At 46.1% G+C, this 14,846-nt stretch carries 13 protein-coding genes; 3 read left to right on the plus strand and 10 right to left on the minus strand.

From position 1 onward, the window contains the following. Window positions 1–20 precede the first annotated feature (20 nt). Window positions 21–1,112 carry a hypothetical protein gene (locus ACYQ2L_RS06140; RefSeq protein WP_460052669.1) on the plus strand — a complete coding sequence of 364 codons (1,092 nt, stop codon included), beginning with the start codon at window positions 21–23 and terminating at the stop codon, window positions 1,110–1,112. On the opposite strand, the gene ACYQ2L_RS06145 is transcribed toward ACYQ2L_RS06140, so the two are convergent. The 10 genes from ACYQ2L_RS06145 to ACYQ2L_RS06190 all read right to left on the minus strand — a co-directional run bounded on the left by ACYQ2L_RS06145 (window position 1,076) and on the right by ACYQ2L_RS06190 (window position 12,152). Beyond that, window positions 1,076–1,570, minus strand: coding sequence for a metal-dependent transcriptional regulator (locus ACYQ2L_RS06145; RefSeq protein ID WP_460052672.1), 495 nt, complete (start codon window positions 1,568–1,570; stop codon window positions 1,076–1,078). The two genes, ACYQ2L_RS06140 and ACYQ2L_RS06145, sit on opposite strands and share 37 nt — an antisense overlap. After that, on the minus strand, window positions 1,567–1,977 hold the full coding sequence (locus ACYQ2L_RS06150; RefSeq protein ID WP_460052675.1) for a response regulator: 411 nt from the start codon (window positions 1,975–1,977) through the stop codon (window positions 1,567–1,569). Before ACYQ2L_RS06150 ends, ACYQ2L_RS06145 begins: the two co-directional genes overlap by 4 nt. A 58-nt stretch (window positions 1,978–2,035) precedes the next feature. After that, on the minus strand, window positions 2,036–4,027 hold the full coding sequence (locus ACYQ2L_RS06155) for a DNA topoisomerase IV subunit A (protein WP_460052678.1): 1,992 nt from the start codon (window positions 4,025–4,027) through the stop codon (window positions 2,036–2,038). After that, on the minus strand, window positions 4,027–5,853 hold the full coding sequence (locus ACYQ2L_RS06160; protein WP_460052682.1) for a toprim domain-containing protein: 1,827 nt from the start codon (window positions 5,851–5,853) through the stop codon (window positions 4,027–4,029). The genes ACYQ2L_RS06155 and ACYQ2L_RS06160 overlap by 1 nt, the downstream gene beginning before the upstream one ends. Window positions 5,854–5,895: 42 nt before the next feature. Next, a complete protein-coding gene (gene argE, locus ACYQ2L_RS06165; protein WP_460052686.1) occupies window positions 5,896–7,071 on the minus strand; it encodes an acetylornithine deacetylase in 1,176 nt (391 codons plus the stop codon). A 2-nt stretch (window positions 7,072–7,073) separates the two neighbouring features. Further along, window positions 7,074–8,144, minus strand: a complete 1,071-nt coding sequence (locus tag ACYQ2L_RS06170) for a 3-deoxy-7-phosphoheptulonate synthase (protein WP_460052690.1) — start codon at window positions 8,142–8,144, stop codon at window positions 7,074–7,076. Further along, a complete protein-coding gene (locus ACYQ2L_RS06175) occupies window positions 8,134–8,970 on the minus strand; it encodes a metallophosphoesterase family protein (RefSeq protein WP_460052694.1) in 837 nt (278 codons plus the stop codon). Before ACYQ2L_RS06175 ends, ACYQ2L_RS06170 begins: the two co-directional genes overlap by 11 nt. Continuing rightward, window positions 8,967–10,091 (minus strand): glutamate 5-kinase, encoded by a 1,125-nt coding sequence (gene proB, locus ACYQ2L_RS06180; protein ID WP_460052698.1) that lies wholly within the window; start codon window positions 10,089–10,091, stop codon window positions 8,967–8,969. The genes ACYQ2L_RS06175 and proB overlap by 4 nt, the downstream gene beginning before the upstream one ends. Then, window positions 10,088–11,401 carry a glutamate-5-semialdehyde dehydrogenase gene (locus ACYQ2L_RS06185; protein WP_460052703.1) on the minus strand — a complete coding sequence of 438 codons (1,314 nt, stop codon included), beginning with the start codon at window positions 11,399–11,401 and terminating at the stop codon, window positions 10,088–10,090. Before ACYQ2L_RS06185 ends, proB begins: the two co-directional genes overlap by 4 nt. Before the next feature lie 142 nt (window positions 11,402–11,543). Beyond that, window positions 11,544–12,152, minus strand: coding sequence for a DbpA RNA binding domain-containing protein (locus ACYQ2L_RS06190; RefSeq protein WP_460052708.1), 609 nt, complete (start codon window positions 12,150–12,152; stop codon window positions 11,544–11,546). A 362-nt stretch (window positions 12,153–12,514) separates the two neighbouring features. Here ACYQ2L_RS06190 and ACYQ2L_RS06195 point away from each other — a divergent pair, with 362 nt between their 5' ends. Then, window positions 12,515–13,756 (plus strand): OmpA family protein, encoded by a 1,242-nt coding sequence (locus tag ACYQ2L_RS06195; protein ID WP_460052711.1) that lies wholly within the window; start codon window positions 12,515–12,517, stop codon window positions 13,754–13,756. Between the two features lie 159 nt (window positions 13,757–13,915). Continuing rightward, window positions 13,916–14,839 carry a cysteine synthase A gene (gene cysK / locus ACYQ2L_RS06200; RefSeq protein WP_460052715.1) on the plus strand — a complete coding sequence of 308 codons (924 nt, stop codon included), beginning with the start codon at window positions 13,916–13,918 and terminating at the stop codon, window positions 14,837–14,839. Window positions 14,840–14,846 lie beyond the last annotated feature (7 nt).

The raw sequence follows: 14,846 nt of genomic DNA on the forward strand, positions 1-14,846 counted from the left end.
TGAGCAAGTGAGCGAAAATAATGCTTTTACAGACACTGGTTGCACTTAGTATTCTTCTTTTTTTCATAGTCGTTCCGGGAACCGGAGCACTCATAGTACGTCAGCGCTGGCGAACTCTCAGGGCGCTGGTGCTCGAATCTTTTTTTTATCCACTGATCAGTTACAGTGATCAACGCCCCGCTGCCGGCAGCAAGGAGTCAATGTTTCTGGGAAGCAGGAGAATGATCGCTACAGTTGATGCTCTCGAGGATGACTCTATTCTCTGGGTTTCCAACGGGCGCTTCTCTACGGCTGTCGAAATGAAAGGACAGAATCTTGTGCTGCTGTCCGGTACCCAGGATGATCTTCTGTCTGGAAATCAGAACGACGCGGCCCGATCACCCGTAATGGTGCCCTGGAAACGGATGTTCACCATCAATCAAGGTACCCAGATATACATCGCAGGTCAGCTTTGTGTGGAAAACCAGCAACTCCGGTTCCGCGGTTCAAAGAATGAACCTCTACTGATTATTCTTTTTGAAGGTGATCCCCGTCTGGTCCTGTTCAGAACAATCTGGAATGCCAGACAGAGAAATGAGTATTATAATCAGCTTACTCCTGGCAGCATGACTCTGGGCAGTGTCGCGCTCTTATTACTTTCATACCTGTTATTTGCAACACCTGGCGGGCGTTTATGGGGGCTTGGTGCGCTCACTTTCAGTTTCAGTCCGGTACTACCTTTACTTCCTCCTTCTGTGGCAGGCTATTATATATTCAGACGATTATGGAGAAGGGCTAGAGTGCTTCGTTCCCAACGTGACGTTCTGAAGGTAGCTCATGCATGTTGCAATTCCGGCACTTTCAACTGTAGAACTGCCCGGGAGGATGATCCGGCAGAGTTCAGAATCCTTACTGATTTCGATCTTTCCGAGAGAATGATAGTTGAACTGCAGCAGGGAGAATCAGATGAGATTTTCAACTACTCTCTGGAGACGAGTACGAGTCCTGAGATGGTCTTGCGAAAGCTCGGGAATACTGCTCGTATGATCGAAACAGCAGCAGTAGTGATATTTCTGTTTGCTCAGCTTTTTACCAGTTATTTACTGTTTGTAGCGCTTTCATATGCTGTGTAATTACAGTTTATGCAGTCATCACCTTTCCCAAAGCATTCAAAGCCGATTGGGTCCTTCCACACAAATCGCTGTTCGACACAGGATTCAACAAAATTGATGAATGCGACCAGTCTTGCTTGCACCAAGGGAGAAATATGATGTTCGAGGGCATCTGCATTCTTTTCTGCAATTTCTTCAGGTATACCTAATACCTTTTTGAAAAAATCCCGAAGCAGAGTATGTCTATAATGTATGGCTTTTGATAGTTTGAGTCCTTCTTCGGTGAGTGTAATCGGCCGGTATGGTCTGTAGGATATCAATTCCTTTTCTGCAAGGCTTCTTAGGGCTCCGGTCACACTTGGTTTTCGAACACCTAAATGCTCCGCTATTTCTGTCGTATGTGCATAACCTTCAGCGTCCCGAAGCAGATAGATTGCTTCGAGATATGTCTCAAGGCTTGAAGAAATCAACTCACTCATGTGTTTCTCTGCCCCTCTTTTGTTCCTGTACCGGAATCTGCCTGAAGCAGTATATGCACAGCAGTAACAAATTGCTGGTTTGTAAACGGTTTGGGAAGCAGCATATCAGCACCGGATATTTTTGCAGTTTCCAGATGAGCCATGACATATGGTTGATTCCCACCGGAAATTGCAAGGATTTTGTGCCGCTTTTTTTCACGTTTTCTGATTGACTGTATCAGTTCAATTCCGCTTTTATAGGGAATGACAATATCAGTGATTATTAAATCAAAATCCTGCTCCTGACTGCATGCAAATCCATCACTCCCATTTTCTGCAACGGTTACATCGTGACCTTTATTTTCCAGAAGCTCTTTCAGTAGGTTATGCAGGCTCCGGTTGTCTTCCACAAGCAAGATAGATGCCATATACCAAAGTATACGAAATCAACTCTATGAACACAAGCCTTGAGAAACCAGCAAAAAATTACTTTTTCTTGCTGGTTTTTCTGGTTTTAACCGATACCACAGACTGTGGAGATGCTTTTGTGGCTGGAGCAGGTTTTCCGGACCCTGCTGTCAGCAGACGGCAGCGCTTGAGCTCTTTGGTGCTTAATCTTGTGCCTCCAGCTTTCACACCTTTTATCATGAAATCACCAAGAGGGAAATCCTGTTCGAGAACACGCAGGTTGGGTTTCGGTTTATACTCCAGCTGAATCACAGCGTCCTCTTTGGTGGTAAGCAGATGAAGGTTGTCTGTTTCGTCTGGTAGTATCGAGTAATCGCGATCCTTTATAAACTGCTCGATTTTAAACCTCTTGATATAGGTTTGTTTTTCCTTGTTGCTGTAGACAGCAGAGAATACCAGCTTTGTCAGTCTGTCTTTCTCTGCCAGGCCACAGAACCAGATGTCTCCCGCATACAGTTTATCCGGAGCATCGACCACGGTATATGAGCCGTTTTTCCGTACTATGAGGATCTTGTCAAATTCAGAGATCTTTCCAAGTTCTATGCCATCTTCGACCTTCATGCCTACATATCCGCTATCCTTGTGGAAACGGAGAACGTGTTCGCGGTTGGCGACATCCTTGACATCGACCTTACTGAAGCTGGTGATTCTGGTTTTTCGCTCATGATCTACCGGAGCTTTCGCCAGCAGTTCATCAAGATAACCCACAGCATATTCCACTATATTTTTCAGATGCCGTGCTATTTCCTTCAATCGGTCACGTATCTGGGCCATTTCCTTTTTTGCTTTTTCAATGTCATACAGGGAGATTCGCCGGATAGGAATGCGTAGAAGCCGTTCAACGTCTTCGACCGTGACTTCACGTTTGATAATGTCCATGAAGGGGATGAATCCATCCTGAACGGTCTTTATAACGCCGGAGGCGGTTCTTTCCTCTTCAATCCGCTTGTAGATGCGCTCCTCGACAAATATCTGTTCCAGTGTGCGTGCATGCATGAGATCTTTCAGATGCTTCTGCTCATTCTGGAGCTCCTGCCTAAGCAGTTCAACAAGTTTCTGTGCATGATATTCAATAATCTCTGTGACCGTCATATTGACCGGTTTCTCATTATGTATTACCAGGAGATTTACTGAAATTGAGTATTCACAGTCGGTATGTGCAAAAAGTTGATCTACAAGATCCTTGGTATATACACCTTTGGGCAATTTGATTTCGATTTCAACATTTTCGCCGGTATAATCATCAATAGAAGCAATCTTGAGCTTGCCTTTTCTTGCTGCGCCCTCAATAGATGCAATCAGACTCTCTGTTGTTGTTCCAAACGGAATTTCCCGTATTACGATTTTCTTGGGATCTTTGGTGTCCAGGAGTGCACGGGTAAGGATCTTTCCGTGTCCGTCCTGATAATCAGAGACATCAATCAGACCTCCTGAGTTGAAATCGGGAAATAGCTGGATGTGTTGCCCCTGAAGCTTGGCCTGAACAGCATGTACAACCTCATGGAGGTTATGAGGCAGAATTTTTGTAGACATTCCGACGGCAATTCCTTCAGCGCCCTGCACAAGAATCAGCGGGATTTTGGCAGGAAATACCAGCGGTTCCTTGTTTCTGCCGTCATATGAGGGCTCAAAGCTGGTCAATTCAGGATTATAGAGCACTGCCTTGGCAAATGGAGTGACACGGCATTCAATATAACGTGCTGCTGAAGCCTGATCGCCGGTAATCGGATTACCGAAGTTACCCTGTTTATCTATCAGGATATCTCTGTTGGCAATGTTGACCAGTGCTTCATAAATTGATGCATCACCATGGGGGTGATATTTCATACAGTGTCCGACAATATTAGCAACTTTATGAAATTTCCCGTCATCAACCTCAAAGAGCGAGTGTAGTATTCGGCGCTGTACAGGCTTTAATCCATCATCAACGTGAGGTATTGCCCGTTCTTTTATGACATAAGATGCATAATGCAGAAAATTGTGTTTGAACAGAGCGTCAGCATAAGGCATTAGACCAGATTCTCCATAATAAAATCCCGGCGGACCGGAGTGTTTTTACCCATATAAAATTCCATATCGTGATGTACAGAGCTGAGGGATTTAATATTTACCTCAACAAGCCGGATGTCAGGCCCAATAAACTGCCCGAATTCATTCGGTGAAATTTCCCCCAGGCCTTTAAAACGTGTTACCTCAGGGGAGCTGATTTCCTTCAAGGCTTCATCACGTTCAGCATCTGTGTAACAGTAGCGTGTAACTTTCTTGTTTCGTACACGGAACAAGGGTGTTTCAAGAATATATATCCGGCCATCCAGTACCAGTTCTTCAAAGAATGAAAAGAAGTAGGTGAGAAGCAGGTTCCGGATATGGAATCCATCATGGTCGGCATCAGTAGCAATAACGATGCGGCTGAATCTCAAACCTTCAAGTCCGTCTTCAATGCCAAGGGCCTGCATCAGGTTGTAGAGTTCTTCATTTGTATAGATTTCTGTCCGTTTTTTTGCGAACATATTCTGAGGTTTACCACGGAGGCTGAATATTGCCTGAAGGTAAGGATCGCGGCTGCTCACCATTGAGCCGCTTGCAGACTGGCCTTCGGTAAGAAAGATTGTACTGTTTCCTTCTTCTTTCTTGTCACCCCGGTGATATTTACAGTCCTTGAGTTTCGGGATTTTTAGAGCGATCTTTTTGGCTTTTTCCTTGGCCTGCTTCTTGACTGTATTGAGTTCTTTTCTCAAGCGCTCATTATGGGTTATCTTTCGTTCAATCGTTTGTGACGAATCCTTGTTTTTATGGAGAAGATCGATTACAGCTTCACGGACTTCCTGGACAATCCATGCGCGAATATCCGTATTTCCAAGTTTGTTTTTTGTCTGACTTTCGAATATTGGATCTTTCAGTCGCACCGCAACCGCGCCTGCGACCCCTTCCCGGACGTCTACTCCACTGAATGCCTTTTTATAGAATTCGTTCACTCCCTTGAGAATTCCTTCGCGGAACGCACTGAGATGAGTTCCTCCATCATTGGTATATTGCCCGTTCACAAAAGAAAAATGGGATTCACCGTAGGTTTCCGTGTGTGTCAGAGCGAACTCGAGCCTTTCACCCCTGTAGTGAAGAATGGGGTAGAGTGGTTCGTCACCGACTTCTTCAGCGAGCAGGTCCTTTAGACCGTTTTCCGAGATTATATCTTTTCCGTTGAATCTTAATGTAAGACCAACGTTGAGGTAAGCATAGTTTCTGAAGCGCTGCTCAAGAAATTCAAGATCATAATTATACTCACCGAATATTTCAGAATCCGGAACAAAGCTGACACTGGTTCCAGTCGGCGCTTTCGAGCTGCCCTTCTTTTTGTCCTTCAGTTTACCTTTTTCGAAGCGTGCCTCAACGTATTGTCCCTCACGGCTTGATCTGATTATGAAGTCCTGCGAGAGGGCATTGACTGCCTTTATACCAACTCCATTCAATCCAACGCTGAACTGGAATACGTCATCATTATATTTTCCACCGGTATTAATTACCGAAGCGCATTCTATGACCTTGCCAAGGGGGATTCCTCGTCCCCGGTCACTGACTTCGACCCTGTTGCCGTCGATCTTGATTTCTATCCGTGAACCATGACCCATTATGCATTCGTCGATACTGTTGTCAATAACTTCCTTGATCAGGACATAAATGCCGTCATTGAAGTTGCTCCCGTCCCCGAGGCGACCAATATACATTCCTGGCCTGAGACGGATATGCTCGAGGGAGCTTAAGGTCTTGATAGTAGATTCATCGTAGGCTCGGCGGGCTTTTGATGCTGGCGCCGTTGAAGCAGTATTAGTTTTTGTCATTGATTTTATCCCAGTGAACTAATGTTAGCACAGAGAACTGTTTTAGTACATGCTTTTCTGATGCCCGGACTGCAGCCGAAAGATATTCCGGATCATTTCTTCAGAGGATTCCAATTGAGAAATCTGTATCCACTCATTGATTTGATGAGCCTGCTCAATGCTGCCGGGACCAAGTATGACTGTTGGCAAACCGGCTGTCTGATATTGACCAGCCTCAGTAGCATAAGGTGCCCATTCAAGGGGACATTCTCCGCACAGCATCCCTGCAAGTGAAATAGCGGGATTGCTGACTTCAGGTTCCAGTGGAGGTACATCACAGCTTTTCTCAGTCTGTATGGCATCCTCAGACAGTCGGTATTTTTTTATAATTGTGCGTCTTGCCTGTTTGATTTCATTCTCGAAATATGTTCTGTCTGCTGAATAAAAACTTCTCAAATCATAACTGATCATGCATCTATCGGGTATAACATTGGTAGCACTTCCACCGCGTATTGTGCCAACCTGAACTGTGGTATAGGAAGGTCGGCAGCTTTCAGGTGCTTCCGGCAGGGACGCTGGCTGATTTCGAAAGAATTCAGCGATTTTCAGCAGGCTGCTGATATATTCATGGGCAAGTTCAATAGCATTCAGACCAAGCTGCGGCTTGCTTGAATGTCCTGATATTCCTCTGAATTCTGTTCTGTATTCAGCGATGCTTTTATTAGCTGTAATTGGTTTCATGGAGGAAGGTTCTCCAACAATCACAGCCTGTGGTTCATGAATCAAAGGGAGTGAGGCCTCAATCAAGGAAGGAGCAGCCAGGCAGCCGACTTCTTCATCGTAGGTAAGCGCAAGAAACACGGGTCTTTCTGGTTTGGGAGCCTGTGCTGCAGCAGAGATAGCAGAGGCAATAAACCCCTTCATATCCGCGGTGCCCCTGCCATAATATCTACCTTTTATCCGAGATAGAGTAAATGGGTCATTATGCCAGCCTTCTTCAGGGGCAGGAACGACATCGGTATGTCCAGACAGAATGATACCCCCTGGGGCATCCGGTCCGAATCGCAGCATTACTGATGCCTTGCTGCCGCTGTTGTCGGGCAGATATACTAATCTGCTTCCGAAAGAATCGCAGTAATTGCAGATGAAATCGATAAGTTCTGTATTCGAGCGATTTGAAACCGTAGGAAATGAAACGAGTTTTTCCAACAGGTAATACAGTCTGGAACTATCTGTCATATTTACTCAGTTTCAGTCAGCTTACGACGGGTTTCTACAGCCTCTGCAAGATTTTCAAGTATCTTTTCAGTCGTTTTAATATCGATGCATGCATCTGTAATGCTCAGTCCGTATGTAAGCTTTCCGGGATCCTCAAGTTTCTGGCTTCCAGCCTTCAGATGGCTTTCTATCATAACTCCGAAAATATTTCTGGATCCTCGTGCGAGTTGGTCTGCTACGTCCCGCGCCACAATTGATTGTCGCTCATGGTTCTTGTTGCTGTTTCCGTGGGAACAGTCAACCATCATAGAACTATGGAGACCGGCTGCAGCAAGTTTTTCTGCCGCCCTGCTCACAGATTCTTCATGGTAGTTTGGTCCGTCTTTAGCACCGCGGAGGATAATATGACAGCTCGCGTTTCCTCTGGTTTCCACAATTGCTGCGATTGACTGTTTGGTTACAGAAAGAAAATGATGCGGAATGCTGGCTGCATGTACTGCATCTATAGCAATATCGATATTCCCGTCGGTTCCGTTCTTGAATCCAACCGGCATGGATAATCCAGATGCCAGTTCTCTGTGTATCTGGCTTTCTGTGGTACGCGCCCCGATAGCCCCCCAGCTTACAGTGTCCGCAATAAACTGCGGACTGATTGTATCAAGGAATTCACAACCAATTGGCAGTCCGATATGTGATATATCTACCAATAGCTGTCTCGCAGTTCGTAGACCGAGGTTGATCTGAAAGCTTCCATCGAGCAGGGGGTCATTTATAAGTCCTTTCCACCCGGTTCGGCTTCGCGGCTTTTCGAAGTAGACACGCATAACAATTTCGAGTTGTGTCTTGAATTGATTTCTCAGTTTAATCAGCTGCCCGGCATATTCCATAGCTGCAGCGGGATCATGAATGGAGCAGGGCCCGACAACAGCAACCAGTCTGTGATCTTTTTCCTGAATAATACTTTCAATCGCGGATCTGCCACGTTCCACAGTTTCTGTCCCTTCTTCGCTCAGAGGGAAATCCTCCATGAGGATTGCAGGTGGAATCAAAGGCTTCAGTTGCTGAATTCGGGTGTCGTCTGTATTAAATCGCATGTTGATTTTGTAGCATGTTTTCCGATAGTTCTTCTACTGTCCAACTGAGGGTTTTGCCAGGATAGACTCTGGCATATCCTGCGTTGTAGTTGAGAATCCGATGAACATCGGATTCCGGATCTATGGTGTACAGTGAAGAACTGACCATTGACAATGGAACTGCCGGATCCGAGCTATCATAGCTAATATGGTAATGACCGCAGAATATCCTGCTCAAGCCGGGTATTTTCTGTATTTCCGACAGGATTTCCGCCCTGTTCAGAAGCGGGAAATTGCTCTCCATAAATACAGATGGTACATATGCAGGAGGATGATGCATAAAAACTACCGTAGGTCTGTCGGCAGGAATATCCGTACGGATAATTTCGAGCCAGTCGAGCTGTTCCCTGCTGATCCTGGCATCCCAGCTGTTCAACCAGAATAAATTAATGCCTGCGAGATCAGCCCATCCACAATAGGGATCAGTGGGGCAGATGCCGATTTTGGCTGCTCCTGCGATTTTCATATTGTACTCAGGTAAGCTGAGGTATTTCTTCATCAATTCGGGGTCATCGTGGTTACCCGGGATTGCTAATACAGGTATGTTGAGTTTCTGTATAAGTTCCGCAGTTTCCTTATATACAACAGGATCAGGGTCAGTCGCACATATATCACCATTCAGTACAATCAGTTGAGGCTGTTCCTGTTTACAGAGCAGTGATAAAACTTCCCGGAATTTAGCGCCACTGTCAACAGAATGGTACTTCTCACCCAGGGATGTCAGGTGCATGTCATTCAGAACCAGGAGTCCAGCCTGTGCGGCCGTACGCTGTGTTTGTATTTTCATGATAGTGACTCCATTTTATTCAATGCAATAATATCATCGGCCTGAGCAACAACATCACTGCCGGCTCCGGCACCAAGTATCGAGCGGATACTACTCGAGTGAAGCCCTTTGATCTGCTGTATTTTCTCACTGTCCAGACGGCAGATGGCATGGAATTCACCATTTATAGAGATTATATCTCCACAATGAAATGTACCATGTACAGTAACAATACCGCTTGGCAACAGGCTTTTTCCGGCATGCAGGGCCCTCAATGCTCCGTCATCAACCTGGATTCTGCCTTTCGGAGCTGCATTGGCAATCCATCTGAGTCTGCTTTTCATCCGCTCTCCCGGAAGAAACAGGGTGCCGAGCTCTTCATCATCAAGCAGTCGGAGCAGAACGTCAGGGGTATTCCCGTCCGCGATTACAACCTGTGTGCCGGCTCTTGCTGCAATCTGGACGGCTTCAAGTTTTGTTTTCATGCCCCCGGTGCCAAAGATGCTGTTGCTCCCGCCTGCGAGCTGGAATATGTCCTTGGTTACTTTTTCTATCAGGCTGATGGGTTTGGCTTCAGGGTTTTTCCCGGGATCTGCTGTGTATAAGGCATCTATATCGGTGAGAAGAATCAGAAGATCTGCATTCAGCTTGCTGGCTATATGAGCACTCAGATTGTCATTATCACCGAAAACAGGCCCTATTTCAGCCACTGAAACCGAGTCGTTCTCATTACAGACCGGAACAATGTGTTCCTGCAGAAGGTTGTTGATTGTGGCCTGAATATTCAGGAATGATTCTCTGTCATTCAATAAATCTCTTGTGAGCAGTACTTGAGCAATCGGTACATCACATGCTCGGAACATTCTGTCGTATTCTGCCATGAGCAAGGGTTGCCCTACTGCAGCACAGATTTGACGCTGGGTTATTTTTTCGATCCGACCCTTTAAGCCCAGGCGATGTGCTCCAAGTCCTATAGCTCCTGAGCTAACCAGAAGGATCTCTTTACCGGCCAATCTGAGCTTTGCGGTTTGCTCCGCGACATGCGCTGCAAAATCAGATCGAAACCCCTGACCACCTCCGGCCAGCAGATTTGTTCCGATTTTTACAACGATGCGATTGGCATTTTTCAGGGATGGTCTCATGTAATATCCCGGTGAGTGAAATTTTTCAGGCCGCTGGCATATGGTGCGGAAATATGTCCATTTCCGATAAGTTGCCACTTGTAGATCATAAGGCCTTCTATACCCACTGGTCCTCTGGCATGAATTTTACCCGTACTGATTCCTACCTCCGCTCCAAGCCCATAGCGGAAGCCGTCTGCAAAGCGGCTGCTGGCGTTCCAGAAAGCATTGGCAGTATCAACTGTATCAAGGAATTTCATTGCCTGCTCGGCATTGTTGCTGATAATTACATCAGTATGTCCGGAGCCATAGCTGTGAATATGTTCCAGGGCGGCGTCGAGATCATCAACAATGCGGACGGAAATAATGGCATCCAGATACTCTGTTTTCCAGTCCTCTTCTGTTGCCGGCAGAGCAGGAACAATTTTGCAGGTAGCTTCGCAGCCTCGGACCTCAACCCCTGCATTACTGAGCTCGGAGAAGATGCAGGGCAGTAGTCGTGTGGCAGCGTTTTTATGCACCAGCAGTGTCTCTGCAGCGTTGCATACAGCAAGGTATTGTGTTTTTGAATCGAGAGTCACATTTACAGCCATGTCGCTGTCAGCTGATTCATCAATGAACACGTGACATATTCCGTCAGCATGTCCAAGAACAGGAATAGTTGTGTTGTTCATTATGTATTGCACAAATTCATTACTGCCGCGTGGGATCAGTAGATCAATATTCTCATGACAATGAAGAAGCTGCTGAACATCTTCACGGGTTTCCACCAGACTGATCCAGCCTTCGGGCAGTCCCGATTTCTGTCCGGCTTCGTCAAGAATTCCGGCTAATATCCGGTTTGATTCCATTGCCTCTCTGCCGCCTTTCAGGATCACTGCATTTCCGGATTTTGCACACAAGCCGGCAATCTGAACCAGGGCATCCGGACGGCTCTCGAAAATCATGCCGATTACGCCTATAGGGCAGGAGGTTTGTTGAAGTACAAGTCCATCATCAAGTTCCCTGCGTAGCTTTATCTTGCCGAGAGGATTCGGCATTTGCGCTAACTGTCGAAGACCGGCAGTAACCGAATCCAGTTTTGCCTGATCGAAGAGCAGACGTTTTATAAGCGGTTTGGATGTGTTTTCCTCACGACATCGCTCAATGTCTTCGCTGTTGGCAGAGAAAATATCTTCTGCGTCCGCTTCTAGTGCATCAGCCATTGCATTCAAGGCTGAAGAAATCACTTCTCCCGGACAGCCGGAAAGTTTTTTTCCTGCGATTCTGGAACGGCGGGTCATCAATTCAATTTCACTGGATTTCTGCTGGTTTTCGGCTGATTGCATCATGCATGTAGACTACTGAACTTGAGCGCGTTTGGCAATTACTTATGAAAGTAGATACACAAGGGATCACCGACGCTGTCTGTTGCCCGGTGGCCGGCAAACAGACAGTCAGTGATTATTACCGGGGGCAGGCTGCTGCCTGTCCCTAGTTTTTCTTACGGGCGAAGTTGACAGTCAGCTTTCGTCCCCGGTAATCATGGCTATGAAGCGCAGTAATTATCAGCGGCGCAATTGAAGATTCAACACTTACGAAAGAATAGTTATCCAGTATCCGGATATCACCGATCTTTTCTGGATCAACACCATCAATACTTGCCATGAGACCAATAAGATCTCTTGGAAATACGCGTCGGTTTTTTCCGATGCTTATAAAGATTGTGTTGGGATCTTCCTCATCTGTAGGTATTGTCGAAGCTGGAGTGTCAAAAGTCTCGGTTTTGTCAGCTGATTTCTTTTCAGGTCGCTGACGTTTGGGTTTTTCAGGCTTCGGCTGTTTTTCTGTTTTAACCCTGGTTTTACGTTCGCTTTTTCCGGGCTTACCGGGGCCTGCAATACGTATTCCCTGACTCTTTGCAAGTTCTCGAAGCAGCAGGGCGCTGAAATATGAACGGCGAAAAATCGGGACGTTCTTCTTGAATAATCTGCGCAGCAGATCCATTTCTTCCGGGTCTTCCTGATACTGAAGTCTCTGCATCAGTTCAGCAATTTTTCCGACCAGCAACTCAGTTTCCTGTGAAGGGAGTTCACGTGCCATGGTCTTATCTCCTCAAGTCAAGCACAAACTTGTCTGCAGGCCGCATCAAAATTTAAAATGCGCTCACTTTTTTGGAGGGAGAAATGCGGCTGCCGAACGGCCACCGTAACTGACATGCTTATACATATAATACCAGGTTATACTATTTCTTGGTCCGCGCCTGATACACATGAAAAGCGCAGTCATCCCATTTCAGCTCGTTGTCTCCCGCTAAGGTAAACACGCATTCCAGAACTGCAATAAAACAAAAATTGCAGTTCCTCTGCTACCATCCTGCAGACTGTAGTTTCAATCTAATTCTGCAGTAGGCCTTTGTCAAGGCAAAGTACTGTTTTGCCGACTATTTAACTATGAAACAATACATGAAATCAGTATTTCGCGGATTACTTCTCGTTCCTGCCTTGTACTGTCTTGTAGTTCCAGTGCTACTGAACAGCACTGAGATGCCTGATGAGGGAGTCGTATTAGCCTACCAGTATCGTGAAGGAGACCGATATCGCATTCTCAGCACCGTCAAACAAAATATTTATGTCGATGGCAGATTCTCACATTCAGCAGAAATTCTTAACAGAATTCAAATAAATGTAAAGAAAACAGAAGATTCAGCTGTGGGGCGACGAGGCTTTATTGAAGTTGATTATGAATCCGGAGAAATGGTTGATTTCGCACCCGGAGTGTATCATCAACGCGGCAGATACCACTCTGAATTCTGGAGAGATACACGCGGAAGGTACGAAATAGAACCCGGCTTTTTTGTTCCTGTGGTGCGTGACGTTCCCGTCTGGCCTGAACATGCTTTAGTCCCTGGTCAAACCTGGAATCATGAAGGATATGAGGTCCATGATTTCCGGAATCCCTTCGGAATACCTGAGCCATACGAGTTTCCTGTGCAGGTGAATTATCGATACAGGGGAAAAACCATGTTTGAAGGAAAAGAGCTCGATCTCATAGAAATCAATTATACTGTTTTCTACAGATCCCCACGTAGAACACAGGAAATTTATCCTTCAGTAGTAAGCGGCTACAGCAGTCAGCTGCTCTATTTTGATAATGAGAAAGGTCGTCCTGCCTACTATGAAGAAGAGTATGACCTCGAGATTCGAATGAACAACGCATCGGTCTTCAGATTTGCCGGTGAGGCCGATGCCAGGGTAATAGAATCGGGAATCCTTGATCGTGAGCAGGTAATTGCAGATATTCAGAGTGATCTTGATTCACTGCAGTTGACAGATGCCAGGGTAGGATCTGATGAGCGGGGAGTAACAATCAGTTTGTCGGACATTCAGTTTCCCCCTGATTCAGCCAGGCTATTATCCAGTGAACAGCAGAAGCTTGGGTATATAGCAGAAATCCTGAAGCGTTACCCTGATTTTGATGTCCTGGTAAGTGGTCATACAGCCCTGGCTGGAACCGAAGAAGGACGCCAGCGTCTGTCGGAAGAGCGGGCAGCTGCAGTTGGACGGTATCTGATTCAGCTCGGTGTAAGGGATGCGGATCAGTTGATATATCAGGGATATGGAGCTGACAGACCGATAGCTGATAACAGTACCGAAGATGGCAGGCGGCTCAATCGCAGGGTAGAGCTTACGATTATAGATGAATAACAGATGATTGACTGATGATAAATGCAGTCTGTTCATGAATTCCTGTGAAACACTATCATCATACTTGATTTTTTTATTGAAACTTCTTAATATTCAAGTAAGTCAATAAGATTACATAAGTTTGACAGTGAGTTTCTATAACTGCTGCAGGAGGATTGAATGGCAATGTATAATTCCATGACAGAGCTGGTTGGTAATACACCTATGCTTAGGCTGCAGCGATACGGCGAACCTCTGCAGACCGAGATTATTGTAAAACTCGAACAATACAATCCTACCTCCAGTGTGAAGGACAGAATCGGATTAGGAATGATTGAAGCTGCTGAAAAGAGTGGAGATCTCACGCCTGGTGGGACAATCGTGGAAGCAACCAGTGGTAATACCGGCGTTGCTCTTGCTTTCGTAGGTGCCGTAAAGGGGTATAAGGTTCTACTCACCATGCCGGAAACCATGAGTATAGAACGACGCCGGCTTCTGAAGGCACTCGGGGCTGAGCTTATTTTAACGCCTGGTCCTGAAGGGATGAATGGTGCAGTAAACAAAGCCAGAGAAATTGCAGAAAGCAATCCCGATGCGTGGCTACCCGGTCAGTTTTCAAATCCTGCGAATCCGGACACTCACAGGCGAACTACAGCAGAAGAAATATGGAAGGATTGTGAAGGAAGAGTAGATATTTTCATTGCGGGTGTTGGTACCGGGGGTAGTATCAGTGGAGTATCAGAACGACTTAAAGAATTGAATCCTGAACTTCATGTTGTCGCTGTAGAACCCAGAAACTCTGCTGTACTGTCCGGAGGCGCTTCAGGACCGCATAGAATCCAGGGTTTGGGCGCAGGCTTTATTCCGGAAATATTAAGAACAGATCTTATTGATGAGATTATCCAGGTTTCAAATGAAGATGCTACAGATGCTACCCGTAAACTGGCCCGTACTGAAGGGCTGCTTGGCGGAATCAGTACCGGAGCAAATCTGTGGGCTGCTGAACAGATATCGAAACGGCCTGAAAATGCAGGAAAGCGTATTGTTACCTTTGTCTGTGATACAGGTGAACGCTATCTGAGTACCTGGCTTTTTGATGAGTAGAACGAAT

It is taken from the genome of Spirochaeta dissipatitropha (assembly GCF_054657935.1).

Excerpts from the sequence above, each read along its gene's own strand:
- ACYQ2L_RS06140 (WP_460052669.1), top strand. The coding sequence starts at position 21 with ATGCTTTTACAGACACTGGTTGCACTTAGTATTCTTCTTTTTTTCATA.
- ACYQ2L_RS06145 (WP_460052672.1), bottom strand. The coding sequence starts at position 1,570 with ATGAGTGAGTTGATTTCTTCAAGCCTTGAGACATATCTCGAAGCAATC.
- ACYQ2L_RS06150 (WP_460052675.1), bottom strand. The coding sequence starts at position 1,977 with ATGGCATCTATCTTGCTTGTGGAAGACAACCGGAGCCTGCATAACCTA.
- ACYQ2L_RS06155 (WP_460052678.1), bottom strand. The coding sequence starts at position 4,027 with ATGCCTTATGCTGACGCTCTGTTCAAACACAATTTTCTGCATTATGCA.
- ACYQ2L_RS06160 (WP_460052682.1), bottom strand. The coding sequence starts at position 5,853 with ATGACAAAAACTAATACTGCTTCAACGGCGCCAGCATCAAAAGCCCGC.
- argE (WP_460052686.1), bottom strand. The coding sequence starts at position 7,071 with ATGACAGATAGTTCCAGACTGTATTACCTGTTGGAAAAACTCGTTTCA.
- ACYQ2L_RS06170 (WP_460052690.1), bottom strand. The coding sequence starts at position 8,144 with ATGCGATTTAATACAGACGACACCCGAATTCAGCAACTGAAGCCTTTG.
- ACYQ2L_RS06175 (WP_460052694.1), bottom strand. The coding sequence starts at position 8,970 with ATGAAAATACAAACACAGCGTACGGCCGCACAGGCTGGACTCCTGGTT.
- proB (WP_460052698.1), bottom strand. The coding sequence starts at position 10,091 with ATGAGACCATCCCTGAAAAATGCCAATCGCATCGTTGTAAAAATCGGA.
- ACYQ2L_RS06185 (WP_460052703.1), bottom strand. The coding sequence starts at position 11,401 with ATGATGCAATCAGCCGAAAACCAGCAGAAATCCAGTGAAATTGAATTG.
- ACYQ2L_RS06190 (WP_460052708.1), bottom strand. The coding sequence starts at position 12,152 with ATGGCACGTGAACTCCCTTCACAGGAAACTGAGTTGCTGGTCGGAAAA.
- ACYQ2L_RS06195 (WP_460052711.1), top strand. The coding sequence starts at position 12,515 with ATGAAATCAGTATTTCGCGGATTACTTCTCGTTCCTGCCTTGTACTGT.
- cysK (WP_460052715.1), top strand. The coding sequence starts at position 13,916 with ATGGCAATGTATAATTCCATGACAGAGCTGGTTGGTAATACACCTATG.